We start from the raw sequence: 21,662 nt of genomic DNA, 5'->3' as shown, positions 1-21,662 counted from the left end.
TAAACTTTTTTTAATAAGGCTAAAAATGATTAAATCTCTTCGTGGAATGAATGATATTTTAAATGATGACGAGTATCAAAGATATACATATTTTATAAAAACAGCTACACAAATAGCGACTCGTTATGGATTTCATTTTATCGAAACTCCAATTTTAGAAGAAACAGCCCTTTTTAAACGTTCAGTTGGCGAATCAAGCGATATTGTTGGCAAAGAGATGTATCAGTTTATAGATAAAGGTGAAAACGACGTTTGTATGCGTCCAGAAGGTACTGCTGGAGTTGTTCGTGCATTTATTCAAAATAAGCTTGATCGTGCTGGTGGAGTTTATAGATATTTCTATCATGGACCTATGTTTCGTTATGAAAGACCACAAAAAGGACGTTTAAGACAGTTTCATCAATTTGGTTGTGAAAGCTTTGGCATAGAATCTGTTCATGAAGATGCCACTATCATTCTTATGATAAGTGATATTTTAAAAGCACTAGGAATCGGTTATAGACTACAACTAAACTCACTAGGTGATCAAAACTGTATGCCTCAGTATCGCGATAACTTAGTAAGTTTCATCGAAAGTGTTGAAAGTGATATATGTGAAGATTGCCAAAGAAGAAAAACAACAAATCCTATTCGTGTACTTGATTGTAAAAATGAAAAATGTCAATCTCTATATATAAAAGCACCAAAACTCATCAACTCTTTGTGTGATGGATGTCAAAGCGATTTTGATAAACTTAAAGAGATTTTAGATAGAAGTAAAATCGAGTATGAGATCGATACAAACCTCGTTCGCGGACTTGATTACTACTCTAAAACTGCATTTGAGTTTGTTAGTGATGATATAGGAAGTCAGAGTGCAATTGCAGGTGGTGGACGCTATGATAGACTTGTAGAGTTCTTAGATGGTAGAGCTACCCCTGCTGTTGGTTTTGCAATGGGGATTGAAAGACTTTTAGAGCTAATTAAAATGCCTCCAGAAAAACGTAACGGTTACTATATAGGTGCGATGGATGAAGAAGCTGTCTCACTTGTAATGGAGATTACACATAAAAAACGCTCTACAAAACAAGTAACATGCGAATACAAGTCAAAAAACCTTAAAAACCACCTCAAGGGTGCCGATAAGGTAAATGCACGATTTTGCTGTGTTATTGGAACAAATGAATTAGAAAATAAAACGATATGGGTGAAAGATTTACAAACGAAAACGGAAGAGATAATTAAATTAGAGGATTTTTAATGGAAAACCTACATTCGGCTTGGTCTTTTTTTCTAGAGTTTTTTGAGTTTTTTATATTAGTATTAACTGTTTTTATAATTTTTTTATTTATTCACGACAAGTATGTCCAACGTAAACATGCCCTCCTTATAAACTACCCAGTTATTGGAAGGATGCGGTACTTTTTTGAAGCACTTCGTGAACCTTTGCGTCAATACTTTGCAGATGAGACATTTTATGAATCAAAAGATAAAGTTGATTGGGTTTATAAAGCTGCTAAAGACAAGCCAAACTATATGTCATTTTCTGTACATCAACCTTTTGCTGGTTCACGTTTCATCATCAAACATGCAACAAATGTACTCAATGAAGATGAGGTAGATGAAGATACAAGTGTAGTATTTGGTGAAAATCGAGAAATCCCTTTTGTTGCAAAAACACCTGTTATACGTTCTGCAATGAGTGATGGAGCTCTCTCTCCTGAAGCTGTTCGTGCTTTTGCACTAGCTGGAAAAAATTCAGACCTCACAATAAATACAGGAGAAGGTGCTCTCACATCAAATCACCTTTTTACTTTTAAACCCAACCTCAAAAATGATAAATTTTTAGAAGTTGTAAAAAGCACCCCTTTAGCAGAAATCATTTTTAAAATAGGTGATTGTGTATTTAACAGAAAAGTTGCGCTTAAATGGTATAGGACTATTTTACTCAATAAAAAGACACAAAACACTTATATCTACGATACAGCTTCACATGTACTTTTTCGTATAAACTGGGATGCGCCACTTGATGTTTTTCCAAAAGAGGTACCGCAAAGTGTGCCAGATATGATATTTCAAATGAGTTCTGGACTTTATGGCGTTAGAGACGAAAATGGAGCATTTGATGAAGAGCGATACAAAAAAGTGATCTCATTTTGTCGTATGACAGAGATAAAAATAGCCCAAGGTGCAAAACAAACCGGTGGAAAATTAGCAGGAAGTAAAGTTACCGCAGATATCGCTTACTACCGTGGTGTTGAAGAGGGGAAAGATCTATTTTCACCAAATAGATTTCCTTTTGCAGATTCATTAGAAAATCTTTTATACTTTGTAGAAAAGTTGCAGAATCTTTCTAAAAAACCTGTTGGTTTTAAAATAGTTATTTCTGATGTAGACTCTATTGAAGAACTAGCAAAAGCGATAGTGCAAAGACATAAAGAAGGAAAACCTATCCCAGACTTTATCACAGTTGATAGTGGTGAAGGTGGAAGTGCTACTGCACCATTAGAGCTAATGGAATCAGTTGGGCTTACTACAAACAATGCACTTTATCTACTTGATACGATCTTAAAAAAACATCAAATTAGAGATAAGATAAAAATCATAGCAAGTGGAAAAATTCTTACACCAGATGATATAGCTATCACTATGTGTATGGGAGCAGATGCAGTTGGAATTGCACGTGGATTTATGATGAGTGGTGGATGTATCCGTGCGAAAATGTGTTCAGGATTTGGTTCACACGTATGCCCTGTTGGAATGGCAACGCAAGACCCTAAAAAAAGGGCTTCTTATCTTGTAGTTAAAGAAGGAATGGAGATAGGAAATTACCATAAAAATCTCATAAAAAGTCTTAAGGTTATCCTTGCGGTAATGGGGATAAAAAATATAAAAGGTTTGGATAAAGACAAATTAACTTTCAAAAATCATAATGGTGAGATATACTTCGATATAGATAAATATTTTCATCATAAACTTCATATATAGGTAGAAAAAAACTTGAAAAATTTTGGTATTGATCTTTGGTCAAATAAAAACTTTTTGATTGAGAACGGTGAGATAAAACTCAACTACAAATCTATGCCTTCATTGATAGAAATCATCAATGAAATTCGTGAAAAAAATGTCAAAGGACCTACAATTTTAAGGTTCCCACATTTGATTAAAAAGCAGATTTTAACTCTTTATAATTATTTTGAAAAAGCTATCAATGACAATAATTATCATGGAAAGTTTCAAGCTGTTTTTCCACTTAAAGTAAATCAGTTTCCTGCTGTTGTAGAGGCTATTACTATAAAAGGCAAAGAGTATAACTATGGCTTAGAAGCTGGAAGTAAAGCGGAACTTATTTTAGCAATGGCTAAAACACCAAAAGAAGCAAACATTACAGTAAACGGCTTTAAAGATGAAGAGATGATAACTCTTGGTTTCATCGCAGCACAAAGTGGACATAACATTACCATCACTATTGAGGGATTAAATGAGTTAGAAACTATCATCGAAGTTGCAAAAAAGTCAACTCTCAAAGTACCAAATATTGGTATCAGGATTCGTTTACACAGTGCTGGTAGTGGTGTTTGGGCCAAAAGTGGCGGTATGGATGCAAAGTTTGGTCTGACTTCGACTGAAATCCTAGAAGCTATAAAACTTTTAAAAGAAGCTAACCTATTAGAAAATTTTACAATGATTCACTTTCATATAGGCTCACAAATGTCTGACATTGCACCACTTAAAAAAGCACTGCGAGAAGCTGGACACATCTATGCTGAACTTAAAATGATGGGAGCTGATGCACTTAAAAGTATCAACATTGGTGGTGGATTGGCAGTTGAATATGATCAACATGAAAACTCGACTGCACGAAACTACTCTATAGATGAATTTTCAAGTTCTGTTGTCTTTTTGCTAGGCGATATTATGAACAATAAAGGTGTTGAACACCCAGATATTTTTACAGAATCTGGCCGTTTTATAGTAGCTTCTCATGCTGTTTTAGTAACACCTGTTTTAGAGCTTTTTTCACAAGATTATCAAGAAAAGTCACTTGATTTTAAAGAGTTAAATCCACCACTTGTTGAAGAGTTACGTGAACTCAACCAACTTTTAACCAATGCAAACTGTATAGAGTACCTTCACGATGCATTAGATCATATGGAATCACTCTTTACACTTTTTGATTTAGGTTATATTGATTTACAAGATAGATCAAATGCTGAAATTTTGGTACATAATATTATCAAAAAGGCGCTCTATCTAAAATCTTCTAATCCAACAAATGAGTTAGAACAACTTCAAAACAAACTGCAAGAACGCTATCTTATAAATGCATCTATATTTCAATCATTACCAGATTATTGGGGACTTGGTCAACATTTTCCAGTAATGCCGATTCATCATTTAAACACTACCCCACTTCGTGCTGCTTCACTGTGGGATATAACATGTGATAGTGATGGTGAGATCGAGTTTAATCCTGAACGCCCTTTATATCTTCATGATATAAATATTGATGAAGACGATTATTTCTTAGCATTTTTCAATGTTGGTGCTTATCAAGAGACTTTAGGAATGCAACATAATCTTTTTAGTCATCCAAATGAGTATACAATTGAAATAGATGATAATGGATACAAAATTACTAACGAAATAGAATCAAATAATATCTTGGATATTTTAGATGATATTGGTTATAACACTGAAGAAATTTTAAATAAACTTAAAAGTGATATAAACAATAGCACTTTTATCACAGAACAAGAAAAATTTGATACACTTTCGAAGCTAGAGATATTTTTACATCAAAACGGCTATTTAAGAACAACAAACTAAGGTAAACCAATGGGAATATTTGCATTAATTAAAGAAGACTTTTCTAACGCATATAAAAATGATCCCGCTTTAAACTCTAAACTCGATTTTTTATTTAATTACCCTGGTATATGGGCTATGGCATGGTACCGCGTTGCACATAAGCTTCATTGTGCCAACTTCAAAAGACTTGCTAGAATTTTAATGGGGATATCACAAATTTTGACAAATATAGATATCCACCCTGCTGCACAGATAGGTCGTCGTGTATTTATCGATCATGGAACTGGTGTAGTTATTGGTGAAACTACAATCATTGAAGATGATGTCTTAATTTACCAAGGTGTAACACTTGGTGGAGTATCTCTAACCCTTGGAAAACGCCACCCTACTATTCGCAGTGGTGTCGTAGTTGGGGCTGGTGCAAAAGTTTTAGGAAATATAGAGATAGGTAAAGATGCTAAAATAGGAGCAAACTCAGTTGTTGTTAAAAATGTCCCATCATGCTCAACTGCGATTGGCATCCCTGCTCATGTCATTGAGAAAGGAAGATGTAAAGATCCATTTATGCACAATATGCTTCCTGATATCAATAAAGAGATGTTTGAGTATCTACTCAAAAGAGTTGCTATTTTAGAGCACATCTTAGTAAAAGACAATCAAGAACTGCTTGATCAAGACCTTGCACTTGAAAATATCTACGATTCATTTATTAAGTCTATGAAAAGTTAATGGCGAGAAGCCATTAACTCACATCTGTTTTTTTATACTCTGTACAAAATCATATATATCATCATGTAACGCTTGAAGGTCTTCTTCATGCTCAACTTCATCAGCTAGAATCTGACTCACCATATTATAAGTAATAATATCTTTATCTTTTACCATATCAGCTATACTAGAGTATGTACTAATAGCACACTGCTCCCCTTTAATAGAGTCATTTAAAATAGCGACAACATCTGCATCAGTTGGGGCATCATAACCACAATTTGTTTGATTGAACCAATCTCGCGGATCAAGTAACGGGGTACCTCCAAGTTGTACAATTCTATCTGCAACCATATTTGCATGACGAAGCTCATCCGTTGCATGTTGTGTAAGTTCTGCAATAGCTGCATCTTTCATAATACCTTTAACAACTTTTGCTTCTATAAAGTATTGATAATATGCTAACCATTCATCTGCATAAGCATGATTAAGAAGATCTATAATTTCTTGAATTTCTATACCTTTAATAATCGAATTTCCTCGAACTGCCATAATGTCTCCTTCTCTGTAATGTAAACTTTATATTACTAAACTATATAGCAAGGCAGCTTAAAGGAAAATAATTATTATTTACCAATTTTTTTACTGAAAATTATTCAAAAGAAAACTCACAATTAAGCATTTTCTTTGTATAATTTCGATTATTTTCACCTAAAGGGTTATTATGCTAACAAATCGCATAAACACATTATCTGAATCTATTACTATAGCTATTTCAACATTAGCGCAAGAGTTAAAAGCTGAGGGTAAGGATATTCTTAGTTTTTCTGCTGGTGAACCAGATTTTGACACACCTCAAGTTATTAAAGATGCTGCAATAAAAGCTATCAATGACGGTTTTACAAAATATACAGCGGTCGATGGAATCCCTGCACTTAAAAATGCTGTAATTGGAAAATTAAAAAAAGACAATGGTTTAACATATGCTCCAAATCAGGTAATTGTAAACAATGGTGCAAAGCATTCACTATTTAACCTATTTGCTGCAACAATCCAAGCTGGTGATGAAGTTATTATCCCTGCTCCATACTGGGTTACATACCCTGAACTTGTAAAGTACTGTGGTGGTACAGTTATAGAGATTGAGACACAAGACTCTACAGGGTTTAAAATCACTCCCCAGCAATTAAAAAATGCTATTACGGGCAAAACAAAAATGTTAGTACTTACAACGCCATCAAATCCAACTGGTGCAGTATACTCAAAAGCTGAACTAACAGCTTTGGCGGAAGTTTTAGTTGGTACTGATATCATTGTAGCTTCTGATGAGATGTATGAGAAACTTGTATATGATGGTGAATTTACTTCAGCTGCAAGTATTAGTGAAGATATGTACAAACGTACAGTAACGATCAATGGTTTATCTAAATCTGTAGCAATGACAGGATGGCGTTTTGGATATATGGCTGCACATGATACAGAACTTATAAAAGCAACTAAAAAACTCCAATCTCAAAGTACTTCAAATATCTGTTCAATCACTCAAATGGCAGCTATTAAAGGGCTAGATGGCTCAGCAGATGCAGATGTAGAAATGATGAGAAAAGAGTTTGCTGCACGTCGTGATGAGGCTGTAAAACTGTTTAATGAAGTAGATGGACTTAGTGTCTTAAAACCTGATGGTGCTTTTTACCTATTTGTAAATATCAAAGAGGTAAGCAATGACTCATTAACATTTGCAAAAGATCTTTTAGCAAAGAAAAATGTAGCAGTTGTACCAGGTGTTGGTTTTGGAAGTGAAGGTTATTTTAGATTTTCATTTGCAACAGATATTCAAAGTATCCGTGAAGGTATTAAAAGAATCGAAGAGTTTGTAAAAGAGATGTAATACTAAGAAGAAACCATCTTCTTAGTTATTTTAATTCTTGAAGTGCTTTAATCACTTCATCTATGTTTTCAAGTGGAATATGTACTTTCCACTCAGGGTTGTGAGTATTTCCATCTAAAGAGATGCCAATACTTGCAACTGTAGCACTTCCCGGACCATAAGGTTCATCTAGTTTTGTAACGGAAATAATCCCTTTATTAGTTCCACTTAAAGCAATCGTTTTAGACATTATATGCCTCCTGAAATAGTTATAGAATCAGTTTATCCAATAATCTATTTACTTTTTAATAAACGAGAAAGTACACCTTGAAGTTTTAACCATAACTTATGATCCATAAGTGGAAACCCTGCAAATGTTTTACCACTTTGTGTGATTGTTTTTGTCACTCCACTACGTGCAGCAAAAGTATTAAAGTCACCTGTACTTAAATGCCCAGCTATACCACTTTGAGCGCCAAAAACATTGTTTCTACCAACTATAGTAGAACCTGCCATACCACTTTGCGCCGCAAAAACACTCCCCTCACCTATTTCACAGTTATGTGCGACTTGAATCAAGTTGTCAAGTCTAGCACCTTTTTTAATAAGTGTTGATCCAAATACAGCGCGATCCACTGTAACATTTGCACCAATCTCTACATCATCTTCGATCACTACATTACCATTATGGTAGATCTTTTTATGTTGCCCAAGTCTATTTGATGCAAAACCAAAACCATCACTTCCAATCACAGTCCCTGCATGGATGATACAATCTGATCCTATTTTACAGTCCCTATAAACAACAACATTTGGATAGATGATCGTATTATCCCCTACTACAACATTTGAGCCTATATACACACCAGCCATAATGATACAGTTTTTTCCAATCACTGCACCATCAGCAATCTCAGCTTCAAAAGCGATATCTGAATCTTCGCCTATTTCAGCTTCAAAAGCATCTTTATCTTCAACTGGTGGTGCAAAGTATTTTGTAAGGACTGCCATTTGCCAATAAGTATCTTCTACTACAAGTGCCTCGCATCCAGAAGGAACAAACTCTTTAGTTTTTTCATTAACAATGATAGCCCCAGCTTTTGAATCAGACATATCTTTAACGTACTTTGCATTTGCTATGAAAGATAGCTCATCAGCAGAGGCATTTTTAAGTGTATTCATAGAGATGATCTCTTTATCATCTCCATTGAATTCCGCACCAATTATCGAGGCTATTTCACTAAGTTTCATCAACTTATCTTTCTAGTGCTACTGCACCGCTTCTAACAATCTCTTTTGGATTATAGCGTTTCATAGAGTTTAAGAAGTTATCTATTCGTTTTGGCTCATCTGCAACCATTGCAATCACAGTAGTTTCACCTGCGTTTACAATCTTTCCATTATATGCTTCACAGATAGTATTGATATCACTTAAATTTTCAGTGATCTCAAATTTCACAAGAGCCATCTCTTTTTCAACCATATCTTCATGTTCATATACACGCAAAACTGGAATTAGCTTATGCAATTGTTTTGTAATCTGCTCCATAATTTTTACAGAACCCAAAGTTGCAATTGTTAAACGAGAGTATTTGCTATCAGGAATAGGCGCTACAGTTAATGATGTGATATTATAACCACGTCCAGAAAAAAGGTCTGTAATACGAGATAAAACACTCGCTTCATTAACTACGATAACAGAGATTACTCTTCTTGCATTATCAGTCGTCATTATTTACTCTCCTTTTTCTTTTCTAGTAACATCATATTAAACAGACTTCCACCTGCTGGAACCATTGGAAGAACATTTTCAAATCTCTCAACAATTACCTCTATAAAAGTAACTACATTTTTCTCTATTGCATCTTTTAGGGCTGCATCAAATTCCTCTTTTGTTTTTACCCTGTATCCTGCACCACCAAAAGCTTCTGCAAGTTTAACAAAGTCTGGCTGTACTGAGAGGTCAGTTTCTGAGTGACGTTTATCGTAAAAAAGTGTCTGCCACTGACGAACCATCCCTAAGAAATTGTTGTTCAAAATGATGTTAATAACCGGCAATTTTTTCTCAACTGCTGTCATTAACTCTTGAACATTCATCAAAATCGATCCATCACCCGTAAAATTGATACTAATTTTTTCAGGCGATGCAGCTTTTACACCCATTGCAGCTGGGAAACCAAACCCCATAGTTCCTAAACCTCCAGAACTTACGAACTGACGTGGTCTTGTAAAAGGATAAAACTGTGCACTCCACATTTGGTGCTGACCAACATCTGTAGAGATATTTGCATCATCACCAAGAAGTTCACCAACTCTTTGTATAACCCATTGTGGTTTAAGTCTCTCACTATCTTCATGAAATGTAAGCGGATGTAATGCATCAAAGTTCTCAATAGTCTCTCTCCAAGATTCATATCTTGAACCATCTACACAATCTACAAGAGCTAACATCTCTTCTACAACGTTTTTAACATCACCAACTATTGGATAATCGGCATTTACAAGTTTAGAGATACTTGCAGGATCAATATCAACATGGATAACTCCAGCATTTTTAGCAAACTCTGAAAGCTTTCCAGTTACACGGTCATCAAATCTAGCCCCTAAAGCGATGACTAAATCTGTCTCACTCATTGCCATGTTTGACGCATAAGAACCATGCATACCGAGCATACCAACAAGGTATTTATCATCGTGTGATAATGTCCCACGAGCCATAAAAGTCTCAACTGCAGGAATTTGTGTTTTATGAATTAACTCTCTTACCTCATACGCTGCATTTGAGTTGATTACACCACCACCAAGATAAAAAAGAGGACGTTTTGCATTTGCAATAGCCTCCATCGCTTTTTTAATCTGACGAGGGTTCCCTTTTGTTGTTGGCTTATATGTTTCAAGCTCTAAATTGATGTTATAATCAAACTCTTCAATCTGAGCTGTAACATCTTTTGGAATATCAACATGTACAGGACCTGGACGACCAGAAGCTGCTATATAAAATGCTTCTTTAAGTACACGTGGTAAATCTTTTGCATCTGTAACAAGATAGTTGTGTTTTGTACAAGAACGACTAATTCCAACCGCATCAATCTCTTGAAAAGCATCTGTACCGATTAAACTCATTGGGACTTGTCCAGAGATAACAACTAAAGGGATAGAATCCATATATGCATCAGCTAAACCAGTTACTGCATTTGTAAAACCTGGTCCACTTGTAATCATTGCGACACCGACTTTTCCACTAGCTTTTGAATATCCTTCTGCAGCATGTACTGCAGCTTGTTCATGACGAGTTAAGATATGTTGGAATTTATCCTGTTTATATATCTCATCATAGACATTCATTATCGCTCCACCGGGGTAACCAAAAACGGTGTCTACCCCTTCGGCGATTAGTGCTTCGATAACCATCTGTGCGCCACTAATTTGCATGAAAAGTCTCCTAATTTTTATATCTTTATGTAAAAGTTTTGGATTATACTTAAAATAAGCTATATTTGAGGTTAAAATTAAAGGGTATCGTCTCTATTCTAAAATTGATTTAACTATCATTGTAGGTCGCCACATTGAAATTGAGCTTTTTGGAAGTAGTTCAATGTTTAACTTCGTATCTGAATATTCCTCTTTAAAAGTTTCAAAAAGATTGTCAATTTGATCGGTTTCACCAAAAATAGAAAGATAGTTTTTTATCCCTTTTTCTATTTTGTTTTGTTCTTGTTTTGTATTGATAGAATTTTCAAGCTGTGAAATATAACACCAGGAAAAAATAGTCGCTAAAGACATATATTTTGAACCAATGCCCATATATTTACTAAGTGCTTTTTGAACACCTACGACATCGCCATTCACTGCATAGGTATTTGCAATACTCAAATCTTCATTCCACTGATTTTGCAGTTTTCTTCCTTCTTTTGTTTCTTGTAGCTCTTCACATGCAGCCATAGAATCATAAGCATCTGAGATATTGTTTGATTTTATACCAAGATAAAATTTTTGTTTTATCTCAATCTCTTTGAGTGTCTGTGCAGCATCCTCTTTAAACTCTTCAAAATCTTTCAAAATACTCAAATATTTTATTGCTTCATTAAAGTCATTTTTCTCTACAGCTTCACGTGATTTAAAGTACAAACTATCTGAAAAAGTCATAAGTGAAGTATATTCAGGGAGTTCAGATAAGAAAGGATTTTGTTTAATAAGTTGTAATGCTATTTTAAAATCTTTTTTGGAGAGTGACTCTCTAAAACGGGTGTATACACTTGATTTTGTAAAAAGTTCTTGTATAAACTTTGTTTTTTCACTAATACCCCTATATGGCATCAAAGAATCTTTAGCAATTTGCACGGTTTTTGGATTTAACATCATTTTTTGAGCACTAGCAAATGCTGTTTTCCAGTTTTTTTCTAAGGCTTTATAAATTTTTGTTTCTTTATAGATGGGATAACTATTTGCTAAAGAGTAAGCAAGTGCTAACTTCCCACTTTTTGCCATAGCCACAAATTTAGGATATTGTGCATAATCTTGAAAGAGTTTTTGAATAAGTTTGTTTTTTGAAGGTATGTCTTTAAATTGATTTAACATCAATTCAGCTTTATTTTTATCTCCAGTTTCAAGTGCAAGTTTTGCTTTTTCAAGCGTTTTTTCCCATAAATTTGATACAAGATCATAAATATTTGTATATTTTAAAATTGGGTTTTTTTCTGTCTCTTGCTGAATTGCTTCAAACTGTTTAGTTTGTAAAAACTCTTTTAGTTTATCAAGCCCTTCATAGATATCATAGTACATCAAAAATCCATCTTCTGTACCAATAATTAAGTGGTTTTTCTCCCCATCAAACTCCATAGCTGTGATAGGTGAAGCAATTTTTATATATCTTGTAGATATAGCTTCATAAGTGTTTAAATCGTATACAAGGATATACCCTAAACTTGTTCCAAAAAATACAAATTTTTCATCACCACTTATAACCATTTGACGCACTTCATCATGGATACCTTGCAGTCTTGCAAGTACTTTTGTAGAGTGGATATTCCAGATGATTGCTTTTGAATCTTTATCAACACTTATAAGTTTATTTTTTTGAAAAAATCTGATTTTCATAATAGGTGCACCATGCGCTTTGAGGCGATCTTTTGGCGTCATAGTTACAATGTTATAAACAGAAATTTTTCTATCATAACTAGCTGTTGCTACCCAATTGGCATTTTTAGAAAAAGATATATCATTAATAGTATCAACATGTGATGGAAGCGTAAACATCAACTTCCCACTTTTTACATCAACTGCAAAAACCTTCCCATCATCCCCACCTGAGAGCATAAATCTATTGAGTGGATCAATTGCTACACAAGAAACCTCACCATGGTGTCTATCTAATTTTGCAACTAGTTTTTTTGATTTTGCATTATAAAGACGTGATTCTTTTTCATCCGCAGATATAGTTGCTAAATAATACTTATCTTGGCTAAAAGCTACTACATTAGTTCTATAGTTTTTATGTAATATTCCCGCTTTAAAACCGTCAGCAACCGAGAGTGTATCATTATCTAAAAATCTAATTGTTGTTTCACTATCAATTACTAAAATTGTATTATCTTCAGGATAAAACTTTAGTAATAATACAGGTTTTGATACACTCTTACTTTTTATAACTTCCATTCTTACCTAATATATCCTTCAGATTTTAAAGCCTCATATATCTCATCTTGATGCTCTTTACCTTTTGTCTCTATATGCACAGTAACATTTGCATCGCCATAATCTAACGATACAGAAGTTCTATCATATGCAATATGAACAATATTCGCATTTAATCTTTGTAATATTTGAGTAAAGTGCATCAACGATCCAGGTTTATCGATCAATGTAACCGTCAAATTCATTTTACGATGTGATTTGATTAAACCTTTCTCAATTATGACAGAGAGCAATGTAACATCCATGTTACCACCACTAAGCACTGCTGCTATGTTTTTACCCTCTAAGCCTTTTACTTTTTTGTGTAAAAGTGCTGCCACACTAACAGCACCAGCACCTTCAACTACAAGTTTTTGTTTTTCTAAAAGGTATAAAATAGCACTCGCTATCTCTTCATCATCAACACTTATCACTTCATCAACATACTTAAGTGCATATTCTAACGTAATTTTCGATGTATCTCGAACGGCTATACCATCGGCAATTGTACGAACTTTTGTAGTATCTACAGCATTTTTCAATTCATATGATTGTTTAAATGCTGGAGCACCACTTGCACTTACACCTATCACTTTAGTATTCGGACTGAGTGTTTTTATTGCAGTTGCCATTCCAGCAATTAATCCACCACCGCCAATTGGGATAATAACAGCATCAAGTTTTTCACAGTTTTCTAGTATCTCTAAACCTAGCGTTCCCTGCCCTGCGATAACTTCTTTATCTTCAAAAGGGTGTACAAATGTAAGATTATTTTTTTGTGCATACTCTTTTGCATATCCATATGCTTCATCATAATTACTTCCATGCAAAACAACCTCGGCACCGTAATATTTCACACCATTAACTTTTGTAAGCGGTGTTGATTCTGGCATAACAATTACTGCTTTAATCCCAAAACGATTTGCAGATAATGCTACACCTTGTGCATGATTTCCAGCACTTGCAGCAATTACACCTAAAGAGCGTTCAGCATCTGAAAGGGAAGCAATCTTATTGTAAGCTCCACGAATTTTAAATGCACCAGTAATTTGTAAATTCTCTTTTTTTAAATATACATTTGCTGATGAGAGTTCACTCAAATACGGTGCATATGCTAAAGGTGTTTTGGCTACCACCTCTTGTATACGTTGCTGTGCTTGTTTTATATTTTCTAAATTTATCAATGTTACTACCTAGTTATAAAGGTTTCTATGATCTACCATCGCACACTGGTTTTGTACAACTTTCATACCAGCATCTTGTGCTTTTTGTGCAGCAGCATTATTTACTATACCCTTTTGTGCCCAAAAAACATCTATATCCCCACGTTCCATGCAAACATCAGCAATAGCGCCAAGTGCATCAGGTTTTCTAAAAATATTTACCATATCCACTTTAAAAGGAATCTCTTTTAAACTTCTATAAACTTTTTCACCAAGTATCTCATCCTCTTTAGGATATACTGGCACTATTTTATATCCGTGATCTTGTAAATATGCTGCAACTTTATGTGAATCTTTCTCCGCGTTTGGTGATAAACCAAGTACTGCAATTGTCTTTACACTATCAAAAATCTCTTTTACCTCTTGCATATTAGAGTTTACTGTCGGAAATTCACATTCCATGATTGTCCTTTGGTAGATTTTATATGTGATTATATCGAAAAAATAAAATTACAACATACTTCTAAGTATAATGGCATAATGTAGAACAACTAGATTTAAAAGAAGTACCATCAATGATGAAGTGCGTGAGAGAATATTTTGAAGTTTTGTTCGCTCTTTTGTATTGGTTTTAAAAGCGATTACAAAATGAAGTATTGTAAAAAATATTACAAATAAAACAAGCATCATTTTATTGTAAAACACCTCACCTATTGCACTTTCATCACCCTCTAAAAGTCCATATATCAACCCTTTATCACCTGCCATTAAAATACCACTAACAAGTAATATAAGCAGTGAGGCTACTTCAAAATATCCAAAAATAGGACCTATATTTGGATACACTTGCTTCTGTTTGTTTTTATCACGAAGCGATACTCCTAAAACAAACATAAATATAGAACCCCCTATCCAAGCCATAGCTGCAATGAGGTGAAAGTGTATTAAAAACTCCAAAAATGCCCTTTAAACTATCTTTTCTTGCCCTAAACGGTACAAAGCGAAATCGTATTTTAACGGATCTTCGTTGTCAAACTCTTTAAGTGCATTTGTAAGTTCAATTGCAGCTTGAAGGTCATATGTCTTTCGCTCTAATAAGCCTAGTTTTCTTCCCACCTTAAAAGTATGGGTATCAAGTGGCATGATAAGATCAGCTTTATTTACACTACTCCAAAGTCCAAGATCAATATTATCATCTCGTACCATCCAACGAAGCCACATCATCCAACGCTTTAGTGCTCCAGAACCTTTTGTTTTTGTTGTGACTTTACCAATTAAAAATATGTACCCTTTTGAACTAAATGGATAGAGTTCATAAAGTTGTTTTATGATTGCATTTATCCCATCAATTACATTTGAACTATCTCTATACCCATCCATAAAAATTTTTTCTAAAGTAGTTATCTTTTTTAATTTTTTAAGCGCTAAAAAGAGTGTTATTACATCCTCAGAGGTCTGAAATCTGTAGTAGTGTTGCCCAAGTGCTGTTTTTATCTCTTTATCACTTTTTTCTAAGAGTGAAAAATCTAAAGAGTCTAAGAACTTTACGATCTGTTTTACATTTCCATATGCAAAAAGTGCACAAATAAGTGCTATAGCTTCATCATTATATTTTCTTGCAATGATGATAGGGTCAGGCTTTTGCTCACAAACTTCATCTTCACAGTTTCGAAGTGTAACTTCTCGATCGAGTAACTCTTTAATGCTCAAGAAAGTCCTAACTGATAGAGCTTTTTTCTTTCACTTGAACCAGCAATATTGAGCTGTTTTCTATATTTTGCAATTGTACGGCGTACCATTGTCACTTTGAATTTCTCTTGAATGAGATCAAGGAGTTTCATATCACTTAAAGGTTTTTCGCGACTTTCAACCTTTACAAGTCCAAGTAAAAAGTCCTTAATAGCTGCATTACTAACATCTTCATCGATTGCAGTTGTAAAGAACTCTTTCATAGCAAAGACACCACGATCACAAGCTATATATTTGTTTGCTATGGCACGAGAGATTGTTGAGGGGTTATGCCCAAACTCATCTGCTAAAGTTTTCAATGTAAGTGGCATAATCTGCCCACCAATAAAAAAATCATATTGATACTCAACGATCATAAGCCCCACTTTATAGAGTGTTGCTTTTCGCATCTCTAAGGCATCTACTAATGATTTTGCTTCTTTTATTTTTTGAGATACATACTCATGTTCAACTCCATACGATGTATCTATATTTATCGCTGGATAATAGGCATCATTGAGTTTAACTTCGATCTGATTTTCATCGTTAAAATAGATCATCAAATCAGGTACTACATGGCTAGATTCCTCTTGATACTCAATGTTTGGAGGATTTTTAAAACTAGAGATTACGTGCATTACTTCTGCGAAATGCTCCCTGTTTGAGTAACTGTGTATATTTTGCAAATCATTTATCATATCTACAGCTAAAGAGTATGCATCATTTGAAATTTCAGAGTTATCAAGTTGAAATAAAAAAGACTCACTCAAATCTTTTGCACCTATTCCCATAGGCTCGATGTATGCAAAACGTAAACGAACTTTTTCAAATGCATCAACATCTATACCATGCTCTTGACAAAACCCATTTGTATCTCCCTCATAATAGCCATTTTCATCTAAGTTTGCTACAACAAACTGTGCAATCTCTTGTGAGATTGGTGTTGGAAAAAGTGGTGCTTCAAGTTGCTCATCTAAGACATCATATAAACTTTTTGACTGGATTGTAAGTGCTTCAATCTGTTCTGTTCGAGAATTACTAAGACCATTACCTAATACAATTTTTTTAGGAATCCTTTTTTCAAAATCCTCTTCATATCCAGACTTTACTTCTACAACTGGATTTGCACTTACAAAAGGCTCCATAGCCTCTCCTAAGTCTGAGAGACTTGAGTGTAAGATCGGAAGCCAATTTCTTAAAGTATTTGAAAGTTTATGTTTGGTTTCAACACTTTGGGTTTGTCTTAGAACTGCCAATCCAAAACCCTATAATTTGAAGTTTTCACCAAGGTAGTGTATACGTACATCTTCATTTTTTCCGATCTCTTCACTTGTTCCACTTGCAAGTAATTCGCCAGATTTGATAACGTATGCACGGTCACAAACATCAAGTGTTTCACGAACATTATGATCCGTTATAAGTACACCTATATCGTAAGAAACAAGCTGATGAATAACTTTTTGAATATCCATAACGGCGATTGGATCAACCCCTGCAAAAGGTTCATCAAGAAGCAAAAATTTAGGTTTATTTACAAGTGCACGAGCGATCTCAACACGACGACGCTCCCCACCAGAAAGTGAGATACCTTTACGATAACGAATCGGCTCGATATTGAACATATCAAGTAGTTCAACTATACGCTCTTCTTGTTTTTCTTTATCTTTGATACCTACTTGTGCAGCAATCATTAGGTTGTCTTCAACACTTAAATCTTTAAAGATGGAAGCCTCTTGCGGTAGATACCCTATCCCCTTTAAAGCACGTTGATGCAGTGGCATACCAGTAAGTTCCTCTTCATCAAAAAATACTTTTCCATCAGTTGCAGCTACAAGTCCACAGATCATATAAAATGTTGTTGTTTTCCCAGCACCGTTTGGTCCTAACAACCCAACAACTTCGCCACTTTTAACTTCTAGACTCATCCCTTTTACAATCTCTAAATCTTTTATGCTCTTTTTTAATTCAACCGCTTTTAGTGTATGCATACTTTATACTCTCTTTTATCATCTGAAATTTTTTCTATCTCTATAACTGCCATATCAAACCCTGCAGCATCAAGTATCTTCTCTAGTTCGTCATTTCCCCATTCAACAAAGTGTAAACCATCTTGTTCCAACTCTTCTAACATCCCTAAAGAGATAAAATGCTCCAATCCTTTGTTGTAAATGTCATAATGATAAATATCATCCCCATAACACTGTTGGAGTGAAAATGTTGGTGATGTTACATCATCAGTTATTTCTTTGAGTTTTGCAACAGTTTTTACAAAAGTTGTTTTACCAGCTGCTAAATCACCTTTTAAAATAACTACTCCAGCACTAAAATTATCTAAAAACTCTGAAGCAAAACTTTTTAGTTCTGACAAACCAACTATATAAATTTTTTCTGTCATAGTTTGTTTGAAATCTCTACAATTTGTTGTAGTTTTTGTGTCGCTTTTTTACTTTTGATAGTCTCACGTGCTATCTCTAAACCATCTTGCATATCACGAGCAAGACCCTCAACTATAAATGAAGCTGCAGCATTTACAAGTACAATGTCACGCTGAGCATCTGTAGCATTACCCTCAAATATATCTCTTAAAATCTGTGCATTTTGCTCTGCATCACCACCTATAATCGCTTCAAGTGGAACTTTCTTTATCCCAAACTCTTGCGGGTCAATCTCAAACTCACTTACAACACCATCATGTAGTCTAGCTACATACGTTATGTCACTAATGCTGATCTCATCCATTCTCTCTTTAGAGCTTACAACCATAGCTGAATTAGCACCATTTATTCGCAATGCTTCTAACATTTTAGGCACAAAAGCTTTATCAAATACTCCAAGAAGTGATTTTTTGACACCTGCTGGATTTGTCAGTGGACCTAAGATGTTAAAGATAGTTTTATCTGGTATAGTTTTTCTTACAGGCATTATAAACTTCATAGCTGGATGATGATTTTGTGCAAACATAAATGCAAAACCGCACTCCTCTAACAGTTTTGCATTTTGATCTATGCTTAGATCAAGTCTTACACCAAGTGATTCAAACATATCTGCACTACCACTTTTTGAAGTGATAGAGCGGCTTCCATGTTTTGCTACTATACAACCAGCTGCAGCTACTAAAATAGCTACCGTTGAAGAGATATTAAAACTTCCAATCTTATCGCCACCTGTTCCTACAATATCTATCGCTTTATTACGTGTTGCTTCAGATATAGGCAGAGGAATTGCAAAACTTCTCATCACTTCCGCTGCTGCAGCAATTGCTTCAACAGATGTACTCTCATCAAGTCTCATAGTTTCTAAAAAAGTTTTCATCTGCGCATCATTCATCTTGTGCTCAAATAATTCTGTAAACTTTACTTTTGCCTCATCGTAGTTCATCTAAATTTCCTCAATATATTGGTGTTGTAATGATTTTGGTGTTGATTTTGTAACTGGAATTTGCAAAACTTTGTACTTTTTTGCCTCTTTTAGATAGTTAATAGTTATTATACTTCCAATCTCAACATTTTTACTAGCTTTAGCAACTAAGTCATTTATAAGCACGACACCGTTTGCGATCATATCTTGAGCAACTGATCTTCTTTTTGTTATATTTACTGCATTTAAAAATTTATCTATCCGCATTCTCGTTCTTAATTCCGCTTTTTACTTTGCAAGTTTATAAAGGTAAATCGTTTCATAAACTTAAGCATAATTTTCCCCTTATTGTAGAGAAATAAAACTAAAAGTTTAGTAAGAGTTGGAACATTTTTTGCGTTATCTAGTTACAAATAAAACTTTCATGTTTTTATAATGATGTGTCAGATACAATACAACCACTATGAACAACACAGAAACATTGCAAACAAATTATCAAACTGTTTTAAATGATGCCATCTTCTGGGACAAAGTATATGCTTCAACATGGTTGATGCTTGTATTTGTCTTTTTACCCATAATAGTTATATTTGCATTACAAATGTTTACCTTTGGAGTGTCTTTTTTTATTTTTCTACTTTTTTTTAGTTTACTTATCTCTTTGTTTATCTATTCTAAAAACAAAACTATTTTAATTTACGAAGAACTTTTTAGCATACAAAAAGAACTTGATGCATTAAATTTCATTGCTAAAGAAGACCAATGAAATACTGGGTAGTAAACGCTCAAAACAAGGTTATAAAGACTTTTACATCAAAAGAGAAGATTGATGCAGAAGAAATATTACGTAATTATCCGGAAGGATATATTGTAATGAAAAGCTATTGTTGTTGTTTTGCAGATGTATTTTTTGGGGAATATGTCGGATTATGTTGTAAAAAACATGATAACAACGTCGGACAAGCAGGAACTTATAATATAGTTATGCCACACATAACGTTTTTCAAATGCCTTTTAAAGCATAAAATTCCTTTACAATGGGCAATTCCAGCGACTTTAAGTGCAACTGTTGGTGTATGGCTAATGCAACCATATTTTTGGTATAAAATCTATAGATATAGGAAAAAGAGGGGTGGATGTGAGTGAATATTCTTCTGAATTTATATATCTTTTTGTTGGAAGTATCGTCATTCTTTATACAGTTTTTTATTTCTATTTTTCAAAAAAACATTATTCAAGACCACAACATTACAATATCTTCAATCCAATAACAAAAAAAATGTTACAAAAGAGTGTGATTTTCGAATTGTTTTTTTACACATTCTTCTTTTTTACTACACTTTATTATGCAATTATTTTATTTGAAGAACAATTGAGTTATATATATCTAAACTATCTAGCTTTTGGAGTTGCTCTTGGAGTTTTTCTCCTTTACAAAACCTCAAAGTATTATATTCATGAAGGTTTAATAGGATTAGGCTCTTTTATCACACTTATATTGATGACAACACTTTTCTTCGATCGCTCTTTAGTATCACATCCATCTTTTCTCTTTTTAGTTGGGTTTAGTTTAGGTATTACATTACCAACACTGTATGGAAGGCTCTTACATACATATTCAAGAAAATTTACTACTATTTTTAGCATCTTATCTCTCCTCTTATTAATAGCTATTTTCAATGTTTTAACTTATCTTATAGGACATAGCTTTAGTGTTTTTTATACATTATTAGCCATTTTCATAATTATCAATGCTTACCTTTTTTGGATTTATAAAGTTATAGCACACTGGATTTTTTTTGATATTATCATCAGTTTACGCTATAAAGTTATTTACAAAGGTTTGGAAAATTTAGATGAAAACCATGGAATATGCTTGATATCAAATCATCTAAGTTGGTTGGACTGGCTTATTATTCAACTTCCTATACAAAGACGTATTCACTACTTTATAAACAGTACCGTAGCAAAAAAAATTGCTTTTAGATACTTTGTCAATGGTGGTGGCTGTATCACTATGTCTAAAAAAGGTGCATCTAAAGCTATTCGCACAGGGAAAAAACTTTTACACAATAAACAAATAGTTGGTATATTTCCTGAAGGTTCTATAAGTAAAACAGGAAAACTTGGTGGTTTCAAGTCAGGTTTTACACTATTATCTAGTGTGCATGATAGTCAGATCATTCCCGTTTATCTCGATGGACTATGGGGCTCAATATTTTCACGTTCACCTAAAAAGTTTCAATTTCACAAGAAACACTTTCCAAGAAGAACAATCACGATAACATTTGGTCAAGCACTCCCAATGACAACAACAGTAGAAGATGTAAAAAAAGCGATTGGATCACTCAGAACTTAAAAAAAACAACCAATAC

General features: G+C 34.0%; 23 protein-coding genes. 8 read left to right on the top strand and 15 right to left on the bottom strand.

Features of this window, described 5'->3' with window-relative positions:
- Positions 1 to 25 precede the first annotated feature (25 nt).
- Genes hisS through cysE form a run of 4 tightly spaced genes read left to right on the top strand, consistent with a single transcriptional unit; the run spans position 26 to position 5,520 of the window.
- Positions 26 to 1,240: a histidine--tRNA ligase gene (gene hisS / locus ACQY56_RS08900; protein WP_428737890.1), complete on the top strand. Its 1,215-nt coding sequence runs from the start codon at positions 26 to 28 to the stop codon at positions 1,238 to 1,240.
- Positions 1,240 to 2,967 (top strand): glutamate synthase-related protein, encoded by a 1,728-nt coding sequence (locus ACQY56_RS08895; RefSeq protein WP_428737891.1) that lies wholly within the window; start codon positions 1,240 to 1,242, stop codon positions 2,965 to 2,967. Before hisS ends, ACQY56_RS08895 begins: the two co-directional genes overlap by 1 nt.
- A gap of 12 nt (positions 2,968 to 2,979) precedes the next feature.
- Positions 2,980 to 4,809, top strand: a complete 1,830-nt coding sequence (gene speA, locus ACQY56_RS08890) for a biosynthetic arginine decarboxylase (protein WP_428737892.1) — start codon at positions 2,980 to 2,982, stop codon at positions 4,807 to 4,809.
- A 9-nt stretch (positions 4,810 to 4,818) separates the two neighbouring features.
- Positions 4,819 to 5,520: a serine O-acetyltransferase gene (gene cysE / locus ACQY56_RS08885; RefSeq protein ID WP_428737893.1), complete on the top strand. Its 702-nt coding sequence runs from the start codon at positions 4,819 to 4,821 to the stop codon at positions 5,518 to 5,520.
- Between the two features lie 18 nt (positions 5,521 to 5,538).
- Here cysE and ACQY56_RS08880 read toward each other — a convergent pair whose 3' ends face one another.
- Positions 5,539 to 6,051 (bottom strand): ferritin-like domain-containing protein, encoded by a 513-nt coding sequence (locus ACQY56_RS08880; RefSeq protein ID WP_428737894.1) that lies wholly within the window; start codon positions 6,049 to 6,051, stop codon positions 5,539 to 5,541.
- A 172-nt stretch (positions 6,052 to 6,223) separates the two neighbouring features.
- Here ACQY56_RS08880 and ACQY56_RS08875 point away from each other — a divergent pair, with 172 nt between their 5' ends.
- Positions 6,224 to 7,387, top strand: a complete 1,164-nt coding sequence (locus ACQY56_RS08875; RefSeq protein WP_428737895.1) for a pyridoxal phosphate-dependent aminotransferase — start codon at positions 6,224 to 6,226, stop codon at positions 7,385 to 7,387.
- Between the two features lie 25 nt (positions 7,388 to 7,412).
- Here ACQY56_RS08875 and ACQY56_RS08870 read toward each other — a convergent pair whose 3' ends face one another.
- The 14 genes from ACQY56_RS08870 to ACQY56_RS08805 form a co-directional block, all read right to left on the bottom strand.
- The gene (locus ACQY56_RS08870) at positions 7,413 to 7,616 is read right to left on the bottom strand and encodes a hypothetical protein (RefSeq protein ID WP_428737896.1); all 204 of its coding nucleotides are present in this window, start codon (positions 7,614 to 7,616) and stop codon (positions 7,413 to 7,415) included.
- A 44-nt stretch (positions 7,617 to 7,660) separates the two neighbouring features.
- Positions 7,661 to 8,617 carry a UDP-3-O-(3-hydroxymyristoyl)glucosamine N-acyltransferase gene (gene lpxD, locus ACQY56_RS08865; RefSeq protein WP_428737897.1) on the bottom strand — a complete coding sequence of 319 codons (957 nt, stop codon included), beginning with the start codon at positions 8,615 to 8,617 and terminating at the stop codon, positions 7,661 to 7,663.
- A gap of 4 nt (positions 8,618 to 8,621) precedes the next feature.
- Entirely contained in the window at positions 8,622 to 9,098 is a 477-nt protein-coding gene (gene ilvN / locus ACQY56_RS08860; RefSeq protein WP_428737898.1) for an acetolactate synthase small subunit, read from the bottom strand.
- The gene (locus tag ACQY56_RS08855) at positions 9,098 to 10,798 is read right to left on the bottom strand and encodes an acetolactate synthase large subunit (protein ID WP_428737899.1); all 1,701 of its coding nucleotides are present in this window, start codon (positions 10,796 to 10,798) and stop codon (positions 9,098 to 9,100) included. The genes ilvN and ACQY56_RS08855 overlap by 1 nt, the downstream gene beginning before the upstream one ends.
- 93 nt (positions 10,799 to 10,891) lie before the next feature.
- Positions 10,892 to 13,021 carry a WD40 repeat domain-containing protein gene (locus ACQY56_RS08850; protein WP_428737900.1) on the bottom strand — a complete coding sequence of 710 codons (2,130 nt, stop codon included), beginning with the start codon at positions 13,019 to 13,021 and terminating at the stop codon, positions 10,892 to 10,894.
- A 2-nt stretch (positions 13,022 to 13,023) separates the two neighbouring features.
- On the bottom strand, positions 13,024 to 14,223 hold the full coding sequence (gene ilvA, locus ACQY56_RS08845; RefSeq protein ID WP_428737901.1) for a threonine ammonia-lyase: 1,200 nt from the start codon (positions 14,221 to 14,223) through the stop codon (positions 13,024 to 13,026).
- A 9-nt stretch (positions 14,224 to 14,232) separates the two neighbouring features.
- Positions 14,233 to 14,664 (bottom strand): CoA-binding protein, encoded by a 432-nt coding sequence (locus tag ACQY56_RS08840; RefSeq protein WP_428737902.1) that lies wholly within the window; start codon positions 14,662 to 14,664, stop codon positions 14,233 to 14,235.
- A gap of 48 nt (positions 14,665 to 14,712) precedes the next feature.
- Positions 14,713 to 15,159: a hypothetical protein gene (locus ACQY56_RS08835; protein WP_428737903.1), complete on the bottom strand. Its 447-nt coding sequence runs from the start codon at positions 15,157 to 15,159 to the stop codon at positions 14,713 to 14,715.
- A gap of 9 nt (positions 15,160 to 15,168) precedes the next feature.
- The gene (locus ACQY56_RS08830; RefSeq protein ID WP_428737904.1) at positions 15,169 to 15,912 is read right to left on the bottom strand and encodes a TIGR02757 family protein; all 744 of its coding nucleotides are present in this window, start codon (positions 15,910 to 15,912) and stop codon (positions 15,169 to 15,171) included.
- Entirely contained in the window at positions 15,909 to 17,186 is a 1,278-nt protein-coding gene (locus ACQY56_RS08825) for an RNA polymerase factor sigma-54 (protein ID WP_428737905.1), read from the bottom strand. The genes ACQY56_RS08830 and ACQY56_RS08825 overlap by 4 nt, the downstream gene beginning before the upstream one ends.
- A gap of 9 nt (positions 17,187 to 17,195) precedes the next feature.
- On the bottom strand, positions 17,196 to 17,918 hold the full coding sequence (lptB, locus tag ACQY56_RS08820) for an LPS export ABC transporter ATP-binding protein (protein ID WP_428737906.1): 723 nt from the start codon (positions 17,916 to 17,918) through the stop codon (positions 17,196 to 17,198).
- Entirely contained in the window at positions 17,906 to 18,325 is a 420-nt protein-coding gene (gene tsaE / locus ACQY56_RS08815) for a tRNA (adenosine(37)-N6)-threonylcarbamoyltransferase complex ATPase subunit type 1 TsaE (RefSeq protein ID WP_428737907.1), read from the bottom strand. Before tsaE ends, lptB begins: the two co-directional genes overlap by 13 nt.
- Positions 18,322 to 19,308 (bottom strand): anthranilate phosphoribosyltransferase, encoded by a 987-nt coding sequence (trpD, locus tag ACQY56_RS08810; RefSeq protein ID WP_428737908.1) that lies wholly within the window; start codon positions 19,306 to 19,308, stop codon positions 18,322 to 18,324. The genes tsaE and trpD overlap by 4 nt, the downstream gene beginning before the upstream one ends.
- Positions 19,309 to 19,554 (bottom strand): RNA-binding S4 domain-containing protein, encoded by a 246-nt coding sequence (locus ACQY56_RS08805; RefSeq protein WP_428737909.1) that lies wholly within the window; start codon positions 19,552 to 19,554, stop codon positions 19,309 to 19,311.
- Between the two features lie 196 nt (positions 19,555 to 19,750).
- Between ACQY56_RS08805 and ACQY56_RS08800 the strand changes: the two genes are divergently transcribed.
- Genes ACQY56_RS08800 through ACQY56_RS08790 form a run of 3 tightly spaced genes read left to right on the top strand, consistent with a single transcriptional unit; the run spans position 19,751 to position 21,646 of the window.
- Positions 19,751 to 20,053: a hypothetical protein gene (locus ACQY56_RS08800; protein WP_428737910.1), complete on the top strand. Its 303-nt coding sequence runs from the start codon at positions 19,751 to 19,753 to the stop codon at positions 20,051 to 20,053.
- On the top strand, positions 20,050 to 20,433 hold the full coding sequence (locus ACQY56_RS08795; RefSeq protein WP_428737911.1) for a hypothetical protein: 384 nt from the start codon (positions 20,050 to 20,052) through the stop codon (positions 20,431 to 20,433). Before ACQY56_RS08800 ends, ACQY56_RS08795 begins: the two co-directional genes overlap by 4 nt.
- Complete coding sequence (locus tag ACQY56_RS08790) at positions 20,426 to 21,646, top strand: 1-acyl-sn-glycerol-3-phosphate acyltransferase (protein ID WP_428737912.1); 1,221 nt, start codon at positions 20,426 to 20,428, stop codon at positions 21,644 to 21,646. The genes ACQY56_RS08795 and ACQY56_RS08790 overlap by 8 nt, the downstream gene beginning before the upstream one ends.
- The last annotated feature ends 16 nt before the right edge of the window (positions 21,647 to 21,662 follow it).

Origin of the sequence: Sulfurimonas sp. (assembly GCF_050296975.1) — a bacterium.
GTDB lineage: Bacteria > Campylobacterota > Campylobacteria > Campylobacterales > Sulfurimonadaceae > Sulfurimonas.
This window is presented reverse-complemented; position numbering and strand designations above follow the sequence as displayed.

Excerpts from the sequence above, each read along its gene's own strand:
- hisS (WP_428737890.1), top strand. The coding sequence starts at position 26 with ATGATTAAATCTCTTCGTGGAATGAATGATATTTTAAATGATGACGAG.
- ACQY56_RS08895 (WP_428737891.1), top strand. The coding sequence starts at position 1,240 with ATGGAAAACCTACATTCGGCTTGGTCTTTTTTTCTAGAGTTTTTTGAG.
- cysE (WP_428737893.1), top strand. The coding sequence starts at position 4,819 with ATGGGAATATTTGCATTAATTAAAGAAGACTTTTCTAACGCATATAAA.
- ACQY56_RS08880 (WP_428737894.1), bottom strand. The coding sequence starts at position 6,051 with ATGGCAGTTCGAGGAAATTCGATTATTAAAGGTATAGAAATTCAAGAA.
- ACQY56_RS08875 (WP_428737895.1), top strand. The coding sequence starts at position 6,224 with ATGCTAACAAATCGCATAAACACATTATCTGAATCTATTACTATAGCT.
- ACQY56_RS08870 (WP_428737896.1), bottom strand. The coding sequence starts at position 7,616 with ATGTCTAAAACGATTGCTTTAAGTGGAACTAATAAAGGGATTATTTCC.
- lpxD (WP_428737897.1), bottom strand. The coding sequence starts at position 8,617 with ATGAAACTTAGTGAAATAGCCTCGATAATTGGTGCGGAATTCAATGGA.
- ilvN (WP_428737898.1), bottom strand. The coding sequence starts at position 9,098 with ATGACGACTGATAATGCAAGAAGAGTAATCTCTGTTATCGTAGTTAAT.
- ACQY56_RS08855 (WP_428737899.1), bottom strand. The coding sequence starts at position 10,798 with ATGCAAATTAGTGGCGCACAGATGGTTATCGAAGCACTAATCGCCGAA.
- ACQY56_RS08850 (WP_428737900.1), bottom strand. The coding sequence starts at position 13,021 with ATGGAAGTTATAAAAAGTAAGAGTGTATCAAAACCTGTATTATTACTA.
- ACQY56_RS08840 (WP_428737902.1), bottom strand. The coding sequence starts at position 14,664 with ATGGAATGTGAATTTCCGACAGTAAACTCTAATATGCAAGAGGTAAAA.
- lptB (WP_428737906.1), bottom strand. The coding sequence starts at position 17,918 with ATGCATACACTAAAAGCGGTTGAATTAAAAAAGAGCATAAAAGATTTA.
- tsaE (WP_428737907.1), bottom strand. The coding sequence starts at position 18,325 with ATGACAGAAAAAATTTATATAGTTGGTTTGTCAGAACTAAAAAGTTTT.
- trpD (WP_428737908.1), bottom strand. The coding sequence starts at position 19,308 with ATGAACTACGATGAGGCAAAAGTAAAGTTTACAGAATTATTTGAGCAC.
- ACQY56_RS08805 (WP_428737909.1), bottom strand. The coding sequence starts at position 19,554 with ATGCGGATAGATAAATTTTTAAATGCAGTAAATATAACAAAAAGAAGA.
- ACQY56_RS08800 (WP_428737910.1), top strand. The coding sequence starts at position 19,751 with ATGAACAACACAGAAACATTGCAAACAAATTATCAAACTGTTTTAAAT.
- ACQY56_RS08795 (WP_428737911.1), top strand. The coding sequence starts at position 20,050 with ATGAAATACTGGGTAGTAAACGCTCAAAACAAGGTTATAAAGACTTTT.